Source organism: Rhodococcus sp. NBC_00297 (assembly GCF_036173065.1).
Classification (GTDB): Bacteria; Actinomycetota; Actinomycetes; order Mycobacteriales; family Mycobacteriaceae; genus Rhodococcoides.
In genome coordinates this window covers 3,958,657-3,976,186 of record NZ_CP108041.1, presented here as the reverse complement: position 1 = coordinate 3,976,186, position 17,530 = coordinate 3,958,657, and the positions used below count along the sequence as shown (strand labels likewise).

General features: G+C 68.4%; 16 protein-coding genes and 1 tRNA gene. 10 read left to right on the top strand and 7 right to left on the bottom strand.

Translation table 11 applies throughout. The annotated features are described in order from the left end of the window. The first annotated feature begins 29 nt into the window (after positions 1-29). Entirely contained in the window at positions 30-944 is a 915-nt protein-coding gene (locus tag OG947_RS18790) for an SURF1 family cytochrome oxidase biogenesis protein (protein WP_328812614.1), read from the top strand. On the opposite strand, the gene OG947_RS18785 is transcribed toward OG947_RS18790, so the two are convergent. Beyond that, complete coding sequence (locus tag OG947_RS18785) at positions 873-1,847, bottom strand: cobalamin biosynthesis protein (RefSeq protein ID WP_328812613.1); 975 nt, start codon at positions 1,845-1,847, stop codon at positions 873-875. The genes OG947_RS18790 and OG947_RS18785 overlap by 72 nt on opposite strands. A 70-nt stretch (positions 1,848-1,917) precedes the next feature. On the opposite strand from OG947_RS18785, the gene OG947_RS18780 reads away from it, so the two are divergent. Next, the gene (locus OG947_RS18780) at positions 1,918-2,613 is read left to right on the top strand and encodes an acetoacetate decarboxylase family protein (RefSeq protein WP_328812612.1); all 696 of its coding nucleotides are present in this window, start codon (positions 1,918-1,920) and stop codon (positions 2,611-2,613) included. 43 nt (positions 2,614-2,656) lie between these two features. Further along, complete coding sequence (locus OG947_RS18775; RefSeq protein WP_056445720.1) at positions 2,657-3,064, top strand: PaaI family thioesterase; 408 nt, start codon at positions 2,657-2,659, stop codon at positions 3,062-3,064. A gap of 182 nt (positions 3,065-3,246) precedes the next feature. Here OG947_RS18775 and OG947_RS18770 read toward each other — a convergent pair whose 3' ends face one another. Beyond that, entirely contained in the window at positions 3,247-4,626 is a 1,380-nt protein-coding gene (locus OG947_RS18770; protein WP_328812611.1) for an amidase, read from the bottom strand. A 189-nt stretch (positions 4,627-4,815) separates the two neighbouring features. Here OG947_RS18770 and OG947_RS18765 point away from each other — a divergent pair, with 189 nt between their 5' ends. Beyond that, entirely contained in the window at positions 4,816-6,285 is a 1,470-nt protein-coding gene (locus tag OG947_RS18765; RefSeq protein WP_027505769.1) for an MFS transporter, read from the top strand. Here the strand turns inward: OG947_RS18765 and OG947_RS18760 are convergent. Continuing rightward, positions 6,279-7,184, bottom strand: coding sequence for a LysR family transcriptional regulator (locus tag OG947_RS18760; RefSeq protein ID WP_328812610.1), 906 nt, complete (start codon positions 7,182-7,184; stop codon positions 6,279-6,281). The genes OG947_RS18765 and OG947_RS18760 overlap by 7 nt on opposite strands. A gap of 120 nt (positions 7,185-7,304) precedes the next feature. On the opposite strand from OG947_RS18760, the gene OG947_RS18755 reads away from it, so the two are divergent. Together OG947_RS18755 and OG947_RS18750 are read left to right on the top strand one after the other, a co-directional pair. After that, positions 7,305-8,795, top strand: a complete 1,491-nt coding sequence (locus tag OG947_RS18755; protein WP_042575241.1) for a CoA-acylating methylmalonate-semialdehyde dehydrogenase — start codon at positions 7,305-7,307, stop codon at positions 8,793-8,795. A 105-nt stretch (positions 8,796-8,900) separates the two neighbouring features. Beyond that, on the top strand, positions 8,901-10,058 hold the full coding sequence (locus OG947_RS18750) for an iron-containing alcohol dehydrogenase (RefSeq protein ID WP_222630469.1): 1,158 nt from the start codon (positions 8,901-8,903) through the stop codon (positions 10,056-10,058). A gap of 67 nt (positions 10,059-10,125) precedes the next feature. On the opposite strand, the gene OG947_RS18745 is transcribed toward OG947_RS18750, so the two are convergent. The 4 genes from OG947_RS18745 to OG947_RS18730 form a co-directional block, all read right to left on the bottom strand. After that, positions 10,126-10,422: a DUF1272 domain-containing protein gene (locus OG947_RS18745; RefSeq protein ID WP_261769464.1), complete on the bottom strand. Its 297-nt coding sequence runs from the start codon at positions 10,420-10,422 to the stop codon at positions 10,126-10,128. Positions 10,423-10,432: 10 nt separating this feature from the next. After that, a tRNA-Val gene (locus OG947_RS18740) sits at positions 10,433-10,504 on the bottom strand. A 31-nt stretch (positions 10,505-10,535) separates the two neighbouring features. Beyond that, a complete protein-coding gene (locus tag OG947_RS18735) occupies positions 10,536-11,000 on the bottom strand; it encodes a peroxiredoxin (protein ID WP_204868236.1) in 465 nt (154 codons plus the stop codon). Continuing rightward, on the bottom strand, positions 11,000-11,422 hold the full coding sequence (locus OG947_RS18730) for a DUF3052 domain-containing protein (RefSeq protein ID WP_027505760.1): 423 nt from the start codon (positions 11,420-11,422) through the stop codon (positions 11,000-11,002). Before OG947_RS18730 ends, OG947_RS18735 begins: the two co-directional genes overlap by 1 nt. A gap of 369 nt (positions 11,423-11,791) precedes the next feature. Here OG947_RS18730 and aceE point away from each other — a divergent pair, with 369 nt between their 5' ends. The 4 genes from aceE to acpM all read left to right on the top strand — a co-directional run bounded on the left by aceE (position 11,792) and on the right by acpM (position 17,527). After that, positions 11,792-14,578, top strand: a complete 2,787-nt coding sequence (aceE, locus tag OG947_RS18725; protein WP_328814065.1) for a pyruvate dehydrogenase (acetyl-transferring), homodimeric type — start codon at positions 11,792-11,794, stop codon at positions 14,576-14,578. 35 nt (positions 14,579-14,613) lie between these two features. Next, positions 14,614-15,978 carry a PucR family transcriptional regulator gene (locus tag OG947_RS18720; protein ID WP_081821256.1) on the top strand — a complete coding sequence of 455 codons (1,365 nt, stop codon included), beginning with the start codon at positions 14,614-14,616 and terminating at the stop codon, positions 15,976-15,978. 128 nt (positions 15,979-16,106) lie between these two features. After that, positions 16,107-17,024, top strand: coding sequence for an ACP S-malonyltransferase (locus tag OG947_RS18715; RefSeq protein WP_027505757.1), 918 nt, complete (start codon positions 16,107-16,109; stop codon positions 17,022-17,024). Between the two features lie 191 nt (positions 17,025-17,215). After that, entirely contained in the window at positions 17,216-17,527 is a 312-nt protein-coding gene (acpM, locus tag OG947_RS18710; protein ID WP_027505756.1) for a meromycolate extension acyl carrier protein AcpM, read from the top strand. Positions 17,528-17,530 lie beyond the last annotated feature (3 nt).

Genomic DNA, 17,530 nt, shown 5'->3' with positions numbered 1-17,530 from the left:
TCGCGACGCGACGACTACGCTGTGTAGTCGTGCGCCGACTGTCGTTCCTTCTCCGTCCCGGGTGGTTGGCACTCGCGGCTGTCGTCATCCTCTTCGCGTACCTCTGCTTCTCCGTTCTCGCGCCCTGGCAACTGGGCAAGAACACCACCACGTCGGCGCGGAACGAGCAGATCAGCCGCTCCTTCGACGCGGAACCGGTCGATGCTGCCGACCTGTTGACCGAGCAGGTCGTCGCCCCCGAGGACGACTGGCGACGGGTCGTGGTCACCGGGACGTACGACGCCGACAGCGATGTGGTGGTCCGCCTGCGCAGCGTCGACGACACCCCGGCCTTCGAAGTCCTCACCCCGTTCGTCACCGACGCCGGGCCCACGATCCTGGTGAACCGCGGCTACGTGCTGCCCACCACGGGTATCGACGTCCCGACCTTCGATCCCCCGCCGGCCGGCACCGTCACGCTGGAGGGCCGCCTGCGCGTCTCGGAACCGTCGGTTCCGGACAAGCCCGCCGTCGCCGGCCCCGGGGTCCCGCAGGTCTACACGATCACGCCCGCCCAGGTCGGTGAGTTGACCGGCACCGATCCGGTCGACGGGTACGTGCAGCTCGCCGACGCGCAGCCCGGCGGTCTCGGTGTTCTCGCGCTGCCGCAGCTCGACGCCGGGCCTTACCTGTCCTACGGGTTGCAGTGGCTGGCGTTCGGCATCATGGCTCCGCTGGGTCTGGCGTACTTCGTGCGCGCCGAGATCAGGGAACGGCGGCGTGGCAACGCCGAGTCGAGTGACGATCTCGAACCGAGCGACGATCTCGAGCCCACCGCCGCTCCCGACGAGTACGACGACGGACTGGACGCGCTGCTGAAGCCGCGGCGAGGCCTACGAAGGAAGTCGGCGCCCGCGGCCGAGTCGACGACGCTGCTGACCGATCGCTACGGCAAGAAGCGCTGACACCGCCGCGGCGCTCGCCTGCACCGCGGCCGACAGGCGCACCGCACGCCGCAGATCGTTCGTCGTGGGGACGCTTCCCCGGCCCAGGACGGGCCGCTGTTCGACACCGTGCGCGTAGGCCGTCTCGCCGCCGAGCCGTACTCCGAGGGCGCCCGCGGCGGTCGACTCGGTCACTCCGGCATTCGGGCTCGGATGGTCGGACGCGCTCGCGCGCCACGCGGCCAGGGCGTCCCGCGGCGTCCCACCCACCGTCGGCGCCGATGCTGCCGTGAGGAGTCCGGTGAGTCGGGCGGGGATCAGGTTGACCACGTCGTCGAGCCGGGCGGCACACCATCCGAACCGTTCGTAGCGCGGCGAGTGGTAGCCGATCATCGCGTCGAGGGTGTTGACGGCGCGGTAGCCGACGGCGCCGGTAGCCCCTGCCACCGCGGCCCAGAAGAGCACGCCCGTCGTCGCGTCCGAGGTGTTCTCGGCCACCGATTCGAGCGCCGCCCGCGCCGCGCCCGCGCCGTCCAGCAGAGCGGGATCACGCCCGCAGAGCGACGGCAGAATCGCCCGCGCGGCCGGAAGATCGTTGGCGTCCAGGGCGTCGGCCAGCGCGAGACCCGTGCGGGCCAGCGTCGTTCCGCCGAGACACGCCCAGACCGCGGCGGCCGTCAGCGCTGCACGCGGAACCGGGTGATCGCGCACGAGTCGATCCGCCGCGGCCGTCGCGCCGATGGCTCCACCGACGAGCAGTGCGGTGTGGACGGTTCCGGCGAGTCGGTCGTCCCGGTACGTCCGCGTCTCGAGGGCGGCGGCGAGAGATCCGAAGGCGGCCACGGGATGACGGCGTCGTGGATCCCCCAGCATCAGGTCGGCGAGGTATCCGGACACGATTCCGACGGCGGGTGCGGTGATCATCGTCTGCGATCCTATCCGCCGCGTCACGGTCAGATAGTCGGACGTCCACGTATTCGGATACCCTGTGCGCATGACGGAGTCGGCGCGGACGCAGGACTGGCACACCGGCGCGGACGGCGAGCTGTATCCGCCGGAGCCCTGGTACCTCGGCGGCACCCTGCTGGTGTCGGTCTACCGCGTTCCCGTCCACGAGCTCCCGCAGGACGTGGTGTCCGCCGTGTCCGACGCCGATGCCCGGCTGGTGACGGTCGGCGGGCACGCTGTCGTCTCCGCGGCCTTCGTGCGCTACACCTCGGGCGGCGTCCTGTCCTACGACGAGTTGATCGGCTCGGTACTCGTCCGGCGCGGCGTCACCGTCATGGCCACCATCCCGCACATCTGGGTCGACAGTCCGCAGTCCCGCACCGGTGGGCGCGAACTGTGGTCCATACCGAAGCATCTGGGCGAATTCCGCCGCGAGACGAGCGGGCCGCGTGTCACCGCGTCGATGACGTTCGACGGTGCCTCCGTCGCGGCGCTCGACGCGCGGGTCGGGCGCCGACTCACACCGGGCACGCCGCGCATTCCGCTCACCACCGCACAGCACCTCGGCGGTCGCACCGTCGTGTCCCGCAACACGATCTACGCGACCACCCGCGCGCTGTCGACGACGTGGACGTTCGCATCGGACGGTCCGCTGGGTCACCTGCACGGACGCACGCCGACCGTGAGCGTGGCACTCGCCGACGCCTCCATCGTGTTCGGTGGACACGTCGACCGACGCTGAGCTCGTTGGGGTTGACTGTGGGTCCGCCTACACAGGAGACCCCATGACCGACCTACAGAACTTCGCCGACACCGTCTTCACCGCCGCAGCCGGGCTGCAGGTCACCACGGCCACCGGCACCGAGGTACGCGGACACATCGATCTGACGAGCGATCATCACACCCCGTGGGGCGTCGTGCACGGCGGCGTCTACGCCTCGGCCGTCGAATCGGCCGCGAGTATCGGTGCGAGCGTGGCGGTCTCGGACCGCGGACAGTTCGCGGTCGGCGTCCACAACGGAACGGACTTCCTCCGGTCGATGACCGAGGGGCGGGTCGACGTGGTCGCCACCCCGCTGCAACAGGGTCGGGTACAGCAGCTCTGGCAGGTGATCATCACCAGCGCCGACTCAGGTAAGGAGATCGCCCGCGGTCAGGTGCGACTGCAGAACGTGGCGAACCCGAACGCCTGACTAGAAGCTCCAGCCGCGGAACAGGTAGCTGATGCGGATCAGGATGTCGACGAGCCCTGCGGACATGTGTTCCTCCGACGTTCGTGCCTGTCAGCGGGCTCGGGTCGCCCCCTGTCCCAGAACACTAGGCACCCGCCGGCCCGTCGGGGGTCGCAACACGGAGAACGGGCGACGTTCTCGTGTCAGTCGGCGAGGGAACGCCACGGTGCCGCGCCTTCGATCTCGAAGGCCACCTCGAGCAGCGTTCGCTCGTCGCCCTGCACACCGGAGAACATGACCCCCACCGGCAGTCCGGCGCTCGAGCGCCCCAGCGGCAGCGACATCGCCGGCGCGCCCGCCACGTTGTGCAGCGGAGTGAACGCGGCGTAGGACGTGAGCCTCTCGAGGTACTCGTCGAACGGCACGTGCGGCGACAGATGCCCCAGCCGCGGCGTGGTGTGCCCGAGCACCGGGGACAGCACCAGGTCGACGCTCGCGAACATCGAGGCGTAGTCGGCACCGGCCCTGCGCAGTCGACGCACCACCGACGGCAATCGGTACCGCGTACGACGGAAGCGGTCCGCGAGTCCCACGGTGAGCGTGTCGAAGTCGCGTTCCGTGCGGCCCTCGAGACGCGGCGTCGTCTTCTGCAGAACGTAGGCGAGGAACGACCAGTACTCGACGAAGTCCTCGGGAAAGCGTGGGTCGATCGGCACGGTGGTCATCTCGTCCACCGTGTGACCGAGGCGCTCGAGGAGCGCGGCGGCGTCGTCCAGCGCGGCGAGCGTCTCGACGTCGGTGGGGCCGCCCGCGGGCGACTGCCGGATCACACCGACCCGCAGTCGCCGCGCCGACGGGCCCGTCACGGTGCCGATCGGTCGCAGGCGTCGTGCACTCGCGTGATCGGCCGCGGCCCAGAACGCGGCGGTGTCACGGACACTGCGCGTCAGCACGCCCTCGGAGACGATCGCGACAGGCAGAAGCTTCTCCAGCGCCGGCAGCACGAACCTGCCGCGCGACGGCTTGAGGCCCACGAGCCCCGTGCAGGCCGCTGGGATCCGGATCGAGCCGCCGCCGTCGTTGCCGTGTGCGAGGGGAACCGCCCCCGCCGCCACCAGCGCCGCGGATCCGCCCGAGGACGCGCCCGTCGAGTACTCGGTGTTCCAGGGGTTCCGGGTGGGCGGCCGGGTCGGGAACTCGGTCGACGCGCTGAGTCCGAACTCCGGCAGCGTCGTCTTGGCCATGACACCGAACCCCATCGAGAGCATCTCGCGGGCCACGGGACCGTGCCGGTCCGCGGGACGAGCACGGATGATCTCGGAGCCCTGGCCCGTCGGCAGCCCTCGGACGTCGCTGTTGTCCTTGATCAGCGTCGGCACACCCGCGAACGGCCCCGCCTGGTCGCCGACGACGGGAGTCGTCAGTGGTGGCCCCACCAGCGCGTCCAACTCGGCCATCTTCTCGATGCGCGACAGTGCCGCCGACGCCAGTTCCGCGGCGGTGACCTCGCGCCTGCGCACTCGCAGCGCGAGCCCCACCGCGTCGTCGCGCCCCAACGCATCGTCCGTGAACGCATGTGTCATCGAAGATCCCCCTCGCTTCCGTCACCGGCGAAGCGGTGATTGCGTGCGCGTCCCGCGGGGAACGCTGCACCCCGTGCGCCGCGCTCCGTGGTGCACGCAACTCTAGAGAATGCGGCCACGACCGGTCCGAGACTCACGTCTTCACCGAATACGGTCGTCAGTTACTGTCCTGTGCGAAAGGTTTCTCGGGTGTCCACCACTTCCACCTCGGCCGACAACGCGGCCCCCGCGGTCTCCCGACGCGCCTGGCAGTCGTTGATCGTCCTGCTCATGGGCATGTTCATCGCCCTGCTCGACACGACCATCGTCAACGTCGCGCTCCCCACCATCCGCACGAGCCTCGACGCGTCCGAGGCCACCCTGTCCTGGATCATCTCCGGATACGCGCTCGCGTTCGGCCTGGCACTGATCCCGGCGGGTCGGGTGGGCGACCGCATCGGCCACAAGTGGGTGTTCTTCACCGGACTCGCCCTCTTCACGGTGGCCAGCCTCGCGTGTGGACTCGCGCAGAACGATCTGCAGCTCGTCGCGGCGCGCATCGTGCAGGGACTCGCGGGCGGCATCTTCGTCCCCGCCGTCACCGCCTACATCCAGTTGCTGTTCCCGCCGCAGATGCGGGGCAAGGCCTTCGCCATCATGGGCGCCGTCATCGGCGTCTCGTCCGCACTGGGCCCCATCATCGGCGGTCTGATCATCGAGGCCGCCGGCAGCGAGAGCGGGTGGCGGTTGGTCTTCTGGGTCAACCTACCGTTCGGACTCATCGGCTTGATCCTGGCCGCGAAGATCTTGCCGACCCGCTCCGAGATCGACTCCCCCGACGCCCCCGCGCGCGGTATCGACTGGGTGGGTCTCGCACTCGTCACGGCAGGTCTCGTCGCGATCCTGGTCCCCCTCATCGAGGGCCAGGACACCGGATGGCCGACCTGGACGTATGTGACACTCGGCGCCGGCATCGTGCTCATCGGGCTGTTCGGCGCGTGGGAGGTGCGCTACTCGCGTGCCGGCCGCACCCCTCTTGTCCCGCCGCGACTGTTCACCCGGCCCGCGTTCACCGGCGGGGTCATTCTCGCCCTCGTCTACTTCGCTGCCTTCACGTCGATCTTCTTCACCATCTCGATCCTGTGGCAGACCGGTCTCGGCAACTCGGCGCTCGCCTCGGGCGTGGTGTCGATCCCGTTCGCGATCGGCAGCATCATCTCGTCGTCGCAGTCCAACAGGCTGGCCGAACGTCTCGGCCGTAACGTCCTGGTGCTCGGCACGGCCCTCGTCACCCTGGGACTCGTGTGGGCCTGGTTGGTCCTGCTGTTCACCGATGCGTCGGCCCTGACCAACTGGAAGCTGCTGCTGCCCCTGTTCATCGCAGGCCTGGGCAACGGCGCCTTCATCGCTCCCAATGCGCAGTTCATCGTCGCGACGGTAGATCGGCCCGACGCGGGCGCCGCCAGCGGTGTCATCTCGACGATGCAGCGGGTCGGCAGCGCGATCGGCATCGCCATCATCGGCAGCGTCCTCTTCGGCTCGCTGAACGTCATGGGCCCCGGTGAGGACGCCGTCGCGACGGCGTTCACCGACAGCGCGGCGCACGCCATGGGAGTCAGCGCCGGATTCGCCGTGCTCGCGTTCGTCCTGGTCTTCGCACTACCGCGACGGGCTCACTGATCGTCCGCATCCGGTGCCAGCAGGTGCACGTCGTCGGCGACGATCGATCGCAGTAGTTCGTCGACGGCCTTCACCCGCGCCAGCCGCGTGAGGTCGCGAGGCATCGCGGTCCAGTAGTCGCGGCGCACGGCGAACTCGTCGGGCAACACACAGACCAGCTGGTCGTCCGGCTCGCCGATGTAGTTGGGCAACGGTGCGATCCCGAGCCCGTGGCGGGCCGCGAGCCAGTGCCCGGTGATGTTGTTGGTCTGGAACTGCGGTCGACCGTCGAGGTGCATGGCGTCGAGGATGCGCAGCGGCACCACGTCCAACAGCGCGTCGACGTACCAGATGAGGACGTGCCGACGCAGGTCGTCGAGGCTCTCCAGTGCGGGCGCGGCGCGGAGGTAGGACGGTGACGCGTACAGCTTGAGCTCGTACGACGCCAGCTTCCGCGATGACATGAATCGCGGTGACGGCCGCTCCAGGCTCACGGCGACGTCGAAGCCGCGGGTGCTCAGCGCGTCGTGCTCCGTGGCGGTGACCAGCTCGACGTCGAGTCGGGGGTGGTCCCGGCGCAGCCGCGTCAGCTGCGGCGTGAGCACGAAGGCACCGAAACCGTCCGGGGCGGCGATCCGCACGGAGCCGGTCAGCGATCCCACGGACGTCGTCTGGTCCTCGAACGCCGCGATCAGCGTCGACTCCACCGTCTCCGCGTAGCCCACGAGGCGCCGCCCCGCCTCCGTCAGCCGCCAGCCCGACGGCGTGCGATCGAAGAGTCGATGGCCCGCCGCCTTCTCCAGACTGGTGATGCGGCGGCCCACCGTCGTGTGGTCGACACCCAGCACTCGCGAGGCGTCGTTGAGGCGCCCGTGGCGCGAGACCTCCAGGAAGAAGCGGAGGTGATCGGCGGAGAACATGCCGTGAGCGTACCCACCACGTGCAGATCTGCACGCGAGAGTGCGCCTTTGGCCTTTGACAGACGCAATTCTGCTAGGGAGACTCAGGTCACAGGCCAGCACTCGACCGAAGGAATCTCCGTGAACACGATCACGCACTGGGTGGACGGCAAGCCGTTCGCCGGCACCTCCGACAAGACCTCCCCCGTCACCAACCCGGCCACCGGTCAGGTCACCGGCGAGCTCGCCCTCGCCACCGTCGAGGATGCCCGCGTCGTCATCGACTCGGCCACCGCCGCCTTCCCCGCCTGGCGCGACACCTCGCTGTCCAAGCGCACCGCGATCCTCTTCAACTTCCGCGAACTGCTCAACGCGAAGAAGGGCGAACTCGCCGAGATCATCACCGCCGAGCACGGCAAGGTCCTCTCCGACGCCCTCGGCGAGATCAGCCGCGGCCAGGAAGTCGTCGAATTCGCCTGCGGCATCCCGCATCTGCTCAAGGGCGGCTTCACCGAGAACGCCTCCACCGGAGTCGACGTCTTCTCCCTGCGTCAGCCGCTCGGACCCGTCGGCATCATCAGCCCCTTCAACTTCCCGGCCATGGTGCCGATGTGGTTCTTCCCCATCGCCATCGCCGCCGGCAACACCGTCGTGCTCAAGCCGTCCGAGAAGGACCCGACGGCGAGCATCTGGATCGCCGAGCTGTGGAAGGAAGCGGGCCTGCCCGACGGCGTCTTCAACGTCCTCCAGGGTGACAAGACCGCCGTCGACGAGCTGCTCGAGAACCGCAACATCAAGTCCATCAGCTTCGTCGGCTCCACCCCCATCGCGCAGTACGTCTACGCGACCGGCACCTCGCACGGCAAGCGCGTCCAGGCCCTCGGCGGCGCCAAGAACCACGCCATCGTGCTCCCCGACGCCGATCTCGACCTCGCCGCCGACGCCATGGTCAACGCCGGCTTCGGCTCCGCCGGTGAGCGCTGCATGGCCATCTCCGCCCTCGTCGCGGTCGGCGACATCGCCGACGAACTGGTCGCCAAGATCGCCGAGCGCACCACCCCGCTCAAGACCGGCGACGGCACCCGCGGCGCCGACATGGGCCCACTGGTGACCAAGGCACACCGCGACAAGGTCGCCTCCTACGTCGACGCGGGCGAGGAGTCCGGCGCCACCATCGTCGTCGACGGCCGCACCGTCAAGGCCGACGGCGGAGACGAGGGCTTCTGGCTCGGACCCACCCTCATCGACCACGTCACCCCCGAGATGAGCATCTACACCGACGAGATCTTCGGACCCGTCCTCTCCGTCGTCCGCGTCGACACGTACGACGAGGCGCTGCAGCTGATCAACGACAACCCCTACGGCAACGGCACCGCCATCTTCACCAACGACGGTGGCGCCGCTCGACGCTTCCAGAACGAGGTCGAGGTCGGCATGATCGGCATCAACGTGCCGATCCCGGTTCCCATGGCCTACTACAGCTTCGGTGGCTGGAAGAACAGCCTCTTCGGCGACACCCACGCCCACGGCACCGAGGGCGTGCACTTCTTCACCCGCGCCAAGGCCGTCACCTCCCGCTGGCTCGACCCCAGCCACGGCGGCATCAACCTCGGATTCCCCGAGAACGACTAGTCAGGTCCACGCCGCGCCGCATCGTCTCTCCGCAGTTCGGGAGGCGGTGCGGCATCGGCATTTCCGCATCACGCACGCCCGATCACGAGAAGGAGCACGACGACGATGTCGACATCCATTTCCTTTCCCCGCTTCCTGCGTATGGGACCCGGCGCCGTCGAGGACCTCGGCCAGGTACTCGACGACCTCGGAGTCGAGCGCCCCCTCCTCGTGACCGACAAGTTCATGGTCAGCACGGGTGCAGCGGACCGCGTCATGGGCATCATCGCGGCCGCCGGCAAGACCGGCGCGCTGTTCGCCGAGACGGTTCCCGACCCCACCACCGACTCCCTCACCGCCGGGGTCGCCGCCGTCGCAGCGCACGACGCGGACGCCGTCATCGGCTTCGGCGGCGGGAGCCCCATGGACACCGCGAAGGCACTGTCGGTGCTGAGCAAGGGCGGCGGCGTCATGCGCGACTACAAGGCACCCGGCCCGTACACCGGACCGGCGCTGCCCATCATCGCCATCCCGACCACGGCCGGAAGCGGTTCGGAAGCAACGCAGTTCACCGTCATCACCGACAGCGAGTCGGACGAGAAGATGCTGTGCCCCGGCCTGTCCTTCCTCCCCATCGCCTCCGTCGTCGACCCCGAACTCACGATGTCCATGCCGCCACGCCTCACCGCGGACACCGGTGTCGACGCGTTGACCCACGCCATCGAGGCGTACGTCAGCAAGAAGGCGAACCCGATCTCCGATGCGTTGGCCCTCAACGCCATGCGCACCATCGGACGGTTCCTCGTACGCGCGTACACCGACGGGGACGACGCCGAGGCGCGCGCCGCGATGATGGCCGCGTCCACCCAGGCCGGGATGGCGTTCTCCAACGCCAGCGTGTGTCTGGTGCACGGCATGAGCCGACCCATCGGTGGCCACTTCCATGTCGCACACGGCTTGTCGAACGCGATGCTGCTGCCCGCCGTCACCGCGTTCTCCATCCCCGGCGCCCCGGAGCGGTACGCGGAGTGCGCGCGGCAACTCGGCGCCGCACATGAGGGTGACGGCGACGACGTGGCCTCGGCAGCACTGGTCACCTACATCGAGAACCTCTGCGCGACGGTCGAAGTGCCATCCCCGAGCGCGCACGGTCTCGATGCGGACAAGTGGGAGAAGCTCGTCCCGTTGATGGCGGAGCAGGCACTTGCCTCGGGCTCGCCGAACAACAACCCGGTCGTCCCCACCGCGCAGCAGATCGAGGAGTTGTACCGGCAGGTGTTCTGACGCTGCCCGGGTCGCTGCGCCGCGCTTGCTTAGTCCGCCGCGCGCTGCGCCCGGCGGTCAGCCCCGTTCACCGCTCAGCCGGCGGCACACCCTTCACCCGGTCCACGAACTCGTCGAGCTCCGCTTCGGTGTACGGCGTGTGCACTCGCACGGTCGATCCGGGTCGCAGCGCCACCGACAACCCCGGCCGCCATTCGCGAGCCGGTCGAACCGGACGCGGGGCGAAGCCGCCACCGCAGTTGGGGCACACATTCGACAGGCGCGTGACGCAGGCGGTGCAGAAGGTGCACTCGTAGGTGCAGACATGGGCGTCGACGGACGACGGGGGCAGATCCACGTCGCACCGTTCGCAGTTGGGCCGCATGTCCATGATGTGGGCGCAGAGGGGTTCGAACCCCCGACCGCTGGTGTGTAAAACCAGAGCTCTACCGCTGAGCTATACGCCCCGTCGTTCCCCGACCGAGCCGGGGAACGCGCTCAAGAATCTAGCGTGGCGAGGGCCTTCTCCCAAGCCCCCTGGTCACGGGCCTCGCCCGGACCCATCATCTCGGCGAACCGCACCACTCCGGACGTGTCGATGAGGAAGGTTCCGCGGTTGGCGAACCCTAGGTCCTCGTTGAACACGCCGTACTGCTGCGCCACGGCGCCGTGCGGCCAGAAGTCCGACAGGAGCGGGAACGTGTATCCCTGCTCGGCGGACCAGATCTTGTGCGTGGGAGGCGGACCGACCGAGACGGCGAGCACCGCGGTGTCGTCGTTCTCGAACTTCGGCAGCTCGTCGCGCACCCGGCAGAGTTCACCCTGGCACGTGCCGGTGAACGCAAGCGGGAAGAAGATCAGCAGCACGTTCTTGGTGCCGCGATAGTCCGACAGCGTGACGGGCTGGTTGTTCTGGTCCTTCAATGTGAAGTCGGGAGCCTCGACTCCCACCTCGAGCGTCATCAGCGCTTCGTGGGCTGAGCCTTGGGCTGCACCAGCCGACTGCCGATCCACGCACCGAGGTTCGTGGTGGAGGTCTGGGTGAGGCCCGCGGTGGGTGCGGACTCGGCGATCTCGCTGGGCTCGACATGGCCGGACTGGCCTGTCTTGGGAGTGAGGACCCACACGAAACCGTCGTCGGAGAGGGGGGTGATGGCGTCCATGAGGGCGTCGACCAGGTCTCCGTCCCCGTCGCGCCACCACAGCAGCACGACGTCGACCACCTCGTCGGAATCCTCGTCGACGGTCTCGCCGCCGATCATCTCCTCGACGTCGGCCCGCAAGTCGTCGTCGGTGTCCTCGTCCCAACCCAACTCTTGCACGACCATGTCGCGGGTGACTCCGAGCTTCTGGGCATAGTTCTGGGCGTCCGCCGCGGCGACCACGGTCGTGTCCTCCTTCGAGTCGTGAACCCGATCGAGACCGATCGGGCGATACAGCAAAGTGTGCAGTAGTCAAAGCGAACAGGGTCGGGCGCCCCGGCGCAAGCCGACGCGGCGATCTGCGCGTTTTTCCGTTGCATTGATTTCACGCTTACCCAATCGGGAACCACCTGCACCAAGCGGGGTCCGATGGGGCAGGATTGACCTCGATCACCCGAGATTGACCCAGATCACCGTGAAGCTGCACAGCGGGCCGGCGTCACAGACCGGCTCGCACTGGACCGGGAGCACACCATGCTCCCGCCACATCGAGGAGAACACACGTTGTCGGAATCGACGAAGGAAGAGCGCACCGACGCGGCAGACGCCGCGATGGGCGCTGTCGCCAGGAAGGCGAGCACGGACGGCCGTGTTCGCGTCATCCGAGAGGGGGTGGCGTCGTACCTTCCGGACATCGACAGTGACGAGACCGACGAGTGGATGGAATCCTTCGACCAGCTCCTCGAGCGCTCCGGGCCGCAGCGCGCCCGCTACCTGATGCTGCGCATGCTCGAGCGTGCCGGCGAGAAGCGTGTGTCCATTCCCGCGCTGACGTCGACCGACTACGTCAACACCATCCCCACCGAGAACGAGCCGTGGTTCCCCGGCGACGAGTCCATGGAACGCCGCTACCGCGCCTGGATCCGCTGGAACGCCGCCATCATGGTGCACCGCGCGCAGCGCCCCGGCGTCGGCGTCGGTGGACACATCTCCACGTACGCCTCGTCCGCTGCTCTGTACGAGGTGGGCTTCAACCACTTCTTCCGCGGCAAGGACCACCCGGGCGGCGGTGACCACATCTTCATCCAGGGCCACGCCTCCCCCGGCATCTATGCCCGCGCGTTCCTCGAGGGTCGCATTCCGGCCGAGCGCATGGACGGCTTCCGCCAGGAGTACAGCCACGCGGATCAGGGCGGCGGCCTGCCGTCGTACCCGCACCCGCGTCTCATGCAGGACTTCTGGGAGTTCCCGACGGTGTCGATGGGCCTCGGCCCGATGAACGCCATCTACCAGGCGCGCTTCAACCACTACCTCGCCGACCGCGGCATCAAGGACACCACCGATCAGCACGTGTGGGCGTTCCTCGGCGACGGCGAGATGGACGAGCCGGAGTCGCGAGGCCTCGCTCACGTGGCCGCCACCGAGGGTCTGGACAACCTGACCTTCGTCGTCAACTGCAACCTGCAGCGCCTCGACGGCCCGGTGCGCGGCAACGGCAAGATCATCCAGGAACTGGAGTCGTTCTTCCGTGGCGCCGGCTGGAACGTCATCAAGGTCGTGTGGGGCCGCGAGTGGGACACGCTCCTGCACAAGGACCGCGACGGCGCCCTGGTGAACCTGATGAACACCACGCCCGACGGCGACTTCCAGACGTACAAGGCCAACGACGGCAGTTACGTCCGCGACAACTTCTTCGGGCGCGATCCGCGGACCAAGGAACTGGTCAAGGATCTGAGCGACGCCGAGATCTGGAATCTCAAGCGCGGTGGCCACGACTACCGCAAGGTCCACGCCGCGTACGCCGCCGCGATGGAGCACAAGGGCCAGCCGACGGTGATCCTGGCGCACACCATCAAGGGCTACACGCTGGGCAAGCACTTCGAGGGCCGCAACGCGACCCACCAGATGAAGAAGCTGACGCTCGACGACCTGAAGGCGTTCCGCGACATCCAGCACATCCCGATCTCCGACGAGGAGCTCGAGAAGGATCCGTACCTGCCCCCCTACTACCACCCGGGCGAGGACTCCCCCGAGATCCAGTACATGCTCGATCGCCGCAAGGCCCTGGGCGGATACGTCCCGGAGCGTCGCACGTCGGCGAAGCCGCTGCCCATGCCGCCCGACTCGACCTACAAGTCGATCATGAAGGGCTCCGGCAAGCAGGAGGTCGCGACGACCATGGCGCTCGTCCGCGTCATGAAGGAACTTCTTCGCGACAAGGAGATCGGCCATCGCGTCGTGCCGATCATCCCCGACGAGGCCCGCACCTTCGGTATGGACTCGTGGTTCCCGTCGCTCAAGATCTACAACCGCAACGGCCAGCTCTACACCTCGGTCGACTCGGAACTGATGCTCGCCTACAAGGAGAACGTCACCGGCCAGATCCTGCACGAGGGCATCAACGAGGCCGGCTCGACGTCGTCCTTCACGGCCGTCGGGACGTCGTACGCCACTCACGGCGAACCGATGATCCCGCTGTACATCTTCTACTCGATGTTCGGTTTCCAGCGGACCGGCGACGGCCTCTGGGCCGCTGCCGACCAGATGGCCCGCGGCTTCGTGCTCGGCGCCACCGCCGGCCGCACCACCCTCACCGGTGAGGGCCTGCAGCACGCCGACGGACACTCGCTGTTGCTCGCGGCGACCAACCCGGCGGCCGTCGCGTACGACCCGGCGTTCTCGTTCGAGATCGCGCACATCATCAAGGACGGTCTGCGCCGGATGTACGGCGGCACCGAGGGTGTGGAGGGATTCGGTGGAGAGAACATCTTCTACTACATCACTCTGTACAACGAGCCGTACCGCCAGCCGGCGGAGCCGGCGAATCTCGACGTCGAGGGTCTGCTGAAGGGCATCTACCTGTTCCAGAAGGGCAAGGCCGACGGCCCGAAGGCGCAGATCCTGGTCTCCGGTGTGGGCATGCCGTCCGGGCTGCGTGCGCAGGAACTCCTCGCCGAGGACTACGGCGTGTCCGCGGACGTCTGGTCGGTGACCAGCTGGGGCGAACTCCGCCGCGACGGTGTCGACGCCGAGACCGAGGCCCTGCGCAACCCCGGCGACGAGCCGCGCGTCCCGTACGTCACCAGCAAGCTGCAGGAGGCGGAGGGACCCTTCGTCGCCGCGTCGGACTGGATGCGTGCTGTCCCGGATCAGATCCGTCAGTGGGTTCCCGGCCATTACACGACGCTGGGCACCGACGGGTTCGGCTTCTCCGACACCCGCACCGCGGCACGGCGGCACTTCAACGTCGACGCGGAGTCGATCGTCGTCGCCGTGCTGTCCGCGCTCGCCCGCTCGGGTGAGGTGGACAAGGACAAGGCCGTCGAGGCAGCCGAGCGCTACCAGATCGACGACGTCCTGGCCGCTCCGATCTCCACGGCCGATCCGGGCGTCGCCTGACAGTTGCACCAGGCACGCCGCGTAAGTTCGTGGCCATGGCCGACATCGCTCCCGATTCCCCCGACGGTTCGCCGGAGGGGGAATCGGAGCGTGTCCGGGAACGCCGCGAGCTCCGCCGCGCCGCTGCGGAGGCCCACCGACCCGGTGGCGCGATCCGCGCGAGACAACAACGAGTCCCGCTTCCCGATGCACTGCTGCGACGGGTGAAGCAGTTCTCCAGCAGGCTCTCCACCGAGGCGCTGACCCAGATGCAGGATCAGCTGCCGTTCGTGAGCGACCTCGATGCGTCGCAGCGCGCGAGTGTGCAGATGCTCGTGCAGACGGCCGTCGTCAACTTCCTCGAGTGGTTGCAGAACCCCGACAGCGACATCCGCTTCAGCCTCGACGCGTTCCAGGTCATCCCGCAGGATCTGGCGCGGCGCCTGACTCTGCGGCAGACCGTCGACATGGTGCGGGTCGCCATGGAGTTCTTCGAGCAGTGGCTCCCGGCCCTGGCGCGCAACGATCAGCAACTCGTCGCGCTCACGGAAGCAGTGCTGCGCTACGGGCGCGAGCTCGGATTCGCCGCCGCGTCGGTGTACGCGAGCGCGGCCGAGTCGCGTGGCGCGTGGGACACCCGGCTCGAGGCCCTCGTGGTGGACGCCGTCGTCCGCGGCGACACCGGCTCGGACATGCTCTCGCGTGCCGCGACCCTCAACTGGGACGCGACCGCGCCGGCCACCGTGCTCGTCGGATCGCCTCCACCGGATCAGGGCGTCTCCGTCGTCGGGACCGTGCACACGGTGGCGCAGCGCCACCATCGCGCCGCGCTCGCCGTCGTGCAGGGCACGCGTCTGGTCATGGTGGTCTCCGGTCATCTCTCCGGCGACCCGACCAGTGCCGCCTTCCTCGACGACCTCATGCGCAACTTCTCCGACACCCCGGTGGTCATCGGCCCGACGACCCGCACCCTCGGCGCCGCGCACTCGAGTGCCGTGGAGGCGTTCGCGGGGATGCAGGCGGTGGTCGGATGGCGGGGAGCACCGCGGCCGGTGCACGCGGGTGAACTACTGCCGGAACGAGCGTTGCTGGGCGATCAGGCGGCGGTCACGTCGCTCAACGAGCTCATCGTCCAGCCGCTCCAGGCTGCCGGATCGGCACTCTCGGACACGCTCGATGCGTATCTCGATTGCGGCGGAGCGGTCGAGACGTGTGCCAGGTCACTGTTTGTTCATCCAAATACTGTGCGATATCGGCTCAAGCGAATCGCGGAGGTGACTGGTCGGGATCCCACCAATGCCCGTGATGCGTACGTCCTGAGAATCGCGGCAACAGTGGGTCGCCTGTCGCAATCCCATAACGAAAGCCCATCACCGATAACAACAGTCACAGCCGGAACATTTGGGAATCTCATACAGTAACGGATCTTGCGCCAGGAACGATGCGACCCATCCTGCAGGGCGTTTGTAGGGTTCTGACAAATACGACCGACAAGGTTCATCGCGTAGAACATCTCCTGAAACGGCCTTCACAGTGTTTTCTTAGTTCCGTGATTGCAGTGCTTTCGCCCGGACAGGGCTCTCAGACACCCGGCATGCTCGTGCCGTGGCTCGGACTCCCCGGGGCCGCGGATCGTCTCGCCCTCTGGTCGCAGGCGTCGGGCCTCGACCTGACGCGGCTCGGAACCACCGCCACGGCGGAGGAGATCACCGACACCGCCGTGACCCAGCCGCTCGTCGTGGCCGCTGCGCTCCTCGCCTTCGAGGAGATCGAGCGCACGCACGGACTGCCGGAGAACATGGTCGTCGCCGGCCACTCCGTCGGTGAACTCGCCGCAGCCGCCGTCGCGGGCGTCATCTCCGCCGACGACGCCGTCGCTCTCGCCGCGATCCGCGGCGCCGAGATGGCCAAGGCCTGCGCACTGGCTCCGACCGGCATGTCCGCCGTGCTCGGTGGCGACGAGGACGCGGTCCTCGAGCGTCTGACCGAGCTCGGCCTCGAGGCCGCCAACCGGAACGCCGCCGGCCAGATCGTGGCTGCCGGTCTCCTCACCGACCTCGCCGAGCTCGCCGCGAACCCGCCCGAGAAGGCACGCATTCGCCCGCTGCCCGTCGCCGGCGCGTTCCACACGCGCTTCATGGCACCCGCGCAGGACGCCGTGGTCGCCGCAGCTGCCTCCATCACGCCGTCCGATCCGACGCGTCGCCTGCTCTCCAACCTCGACGGCCGCGAGGTCACCTCCGGCGCGGACGCACTGGCCAAGCTCGCCGGCCAGGTCACCCGGCCCGTCCGGTGGGATCTGTGCACCGCGACGCTGCGCGCGGCCGAGGTCGCCTCGATCGTCGAGCTCCCGCCGGCCGGCACCCTCGTCGGGATCGCCAAGCGCGAGATGCGCGGCACCCCGACGGTCGCCCTCAAGACTCCGGAGGACGTCTCCGGCCTCACCGCCCCGGTATCGGTCGGTTAGGTTACTGCGCGCAACCCCGCCGGTCCGTCACGGACCGGGCCGGGGATGCGCATCGCTCACCGCACGTCGTGAGGTGAGCGGGGCCGGTACGTAGCCGGCCCGACTCGAGAACGAGCGTTCGTCGAGACAGCATCCGCACCGGCGCACAGTCGCGCCGCGTGCACAGTTCCTTACACGAAGGGAGCCACTCCGTGGCCACGCAGGAAGAACTCATCGCCGGACTCGCCGAGATCATCGAAGAGGTCACCGGCATCGAGCCGTCCGAGGTGACCGTCGAGAAGTCGTTCGTCGACGACCTGGACATCGACTCCCTCTCCATGGTCGAGATCGCAGTGCAGACCGAGGACAAGTACGGCGTCAAGATCCCCGACGAGGATCTCGCCAGCCTCCGCACCGTCGGCGACGCCGTGAACTACATCCAGAAGCTCGAAGCCGAGAACCCCGAGGCCGCCGAGGCCATCAAGGCGAAGCTCGACAACCAGAGCGACTCCGCAGGCGAGTGAGCA

Excerpts from the sequence above, each read along its gene's own strand:
- OG947_RS18770 (WP_328812611.1), bottom strand. The coding sequence starts at position 4,626 with ATGACACATGCGTTCACGGACGATGCGTTGGGGCGCGACGACGCGGTG.
- aceE (WP_328814065.1), top strand. The coding sequence starts at position 11,792 with ATGGGCGCTGTCGCCAGGAAGGCGAGCACGGACGGCCGTGTTCGCGTC.
- OG947_RS18775 (WP_056445720.1), top strand. The coding sequence starts at position 2,657 with ATGACCGACCTACAGAACTTCGCCGACACCGTCTTCACCGCCGCAGCC.
- OG947_RS18735 (WP_204868236.1), bottom strand. The coding sequence starts at position 11,000 with ATGACGCTCGAGGTGGGAGTCGAGGCTCCCGACTTCACATTGAAGGAC.
- OG947_RS18720 (WP_081821256.1), top strand. The coding sequence starts at position 14,614 with ATGGCCGACATCGCTCCCGATTCCCCCGACGGTTCGCCGGAGGGGGAA.
- OG947_RS18760 (WP_328812610.1), bottom strand. The coding sequence starts at position 7,184 with ATGTTCTCCGCCGATCACCTCCGCTTCTTCCTGGAGGTCTCGCGCCAC.
- OG947_RS18785 (WP_328812613.1), bottom strand. The coding sequence starts at position 1,847 with ATGATCACCGCACCCGCCGTCGGAATCGTGTCCGGATACCTCGCCGAC.
- OG947_RS18750 (WP_222630469.1), top strand. The coding sequence starts at position 8,901 with ATGTCGACATCCATTTCCTTTCCCCGCTTCCTGCGTATGGGACCCGGC.
- OG947_RS18780 (WP_328812612.1), top strand. The coding sequence starts at position 1,918 with ATGACGGAGTCGGCGCGGACGCAGGACTGGCACACCGGCGCGGACGGC.
- OG947_RS18745 (WP_261769464.1), bottom strand. The coding sequence starts at position 10,422 with ATGCGGCCCAACTGCGAACGGTGCGACGTGGATCTGCCCCCGTCGTCC.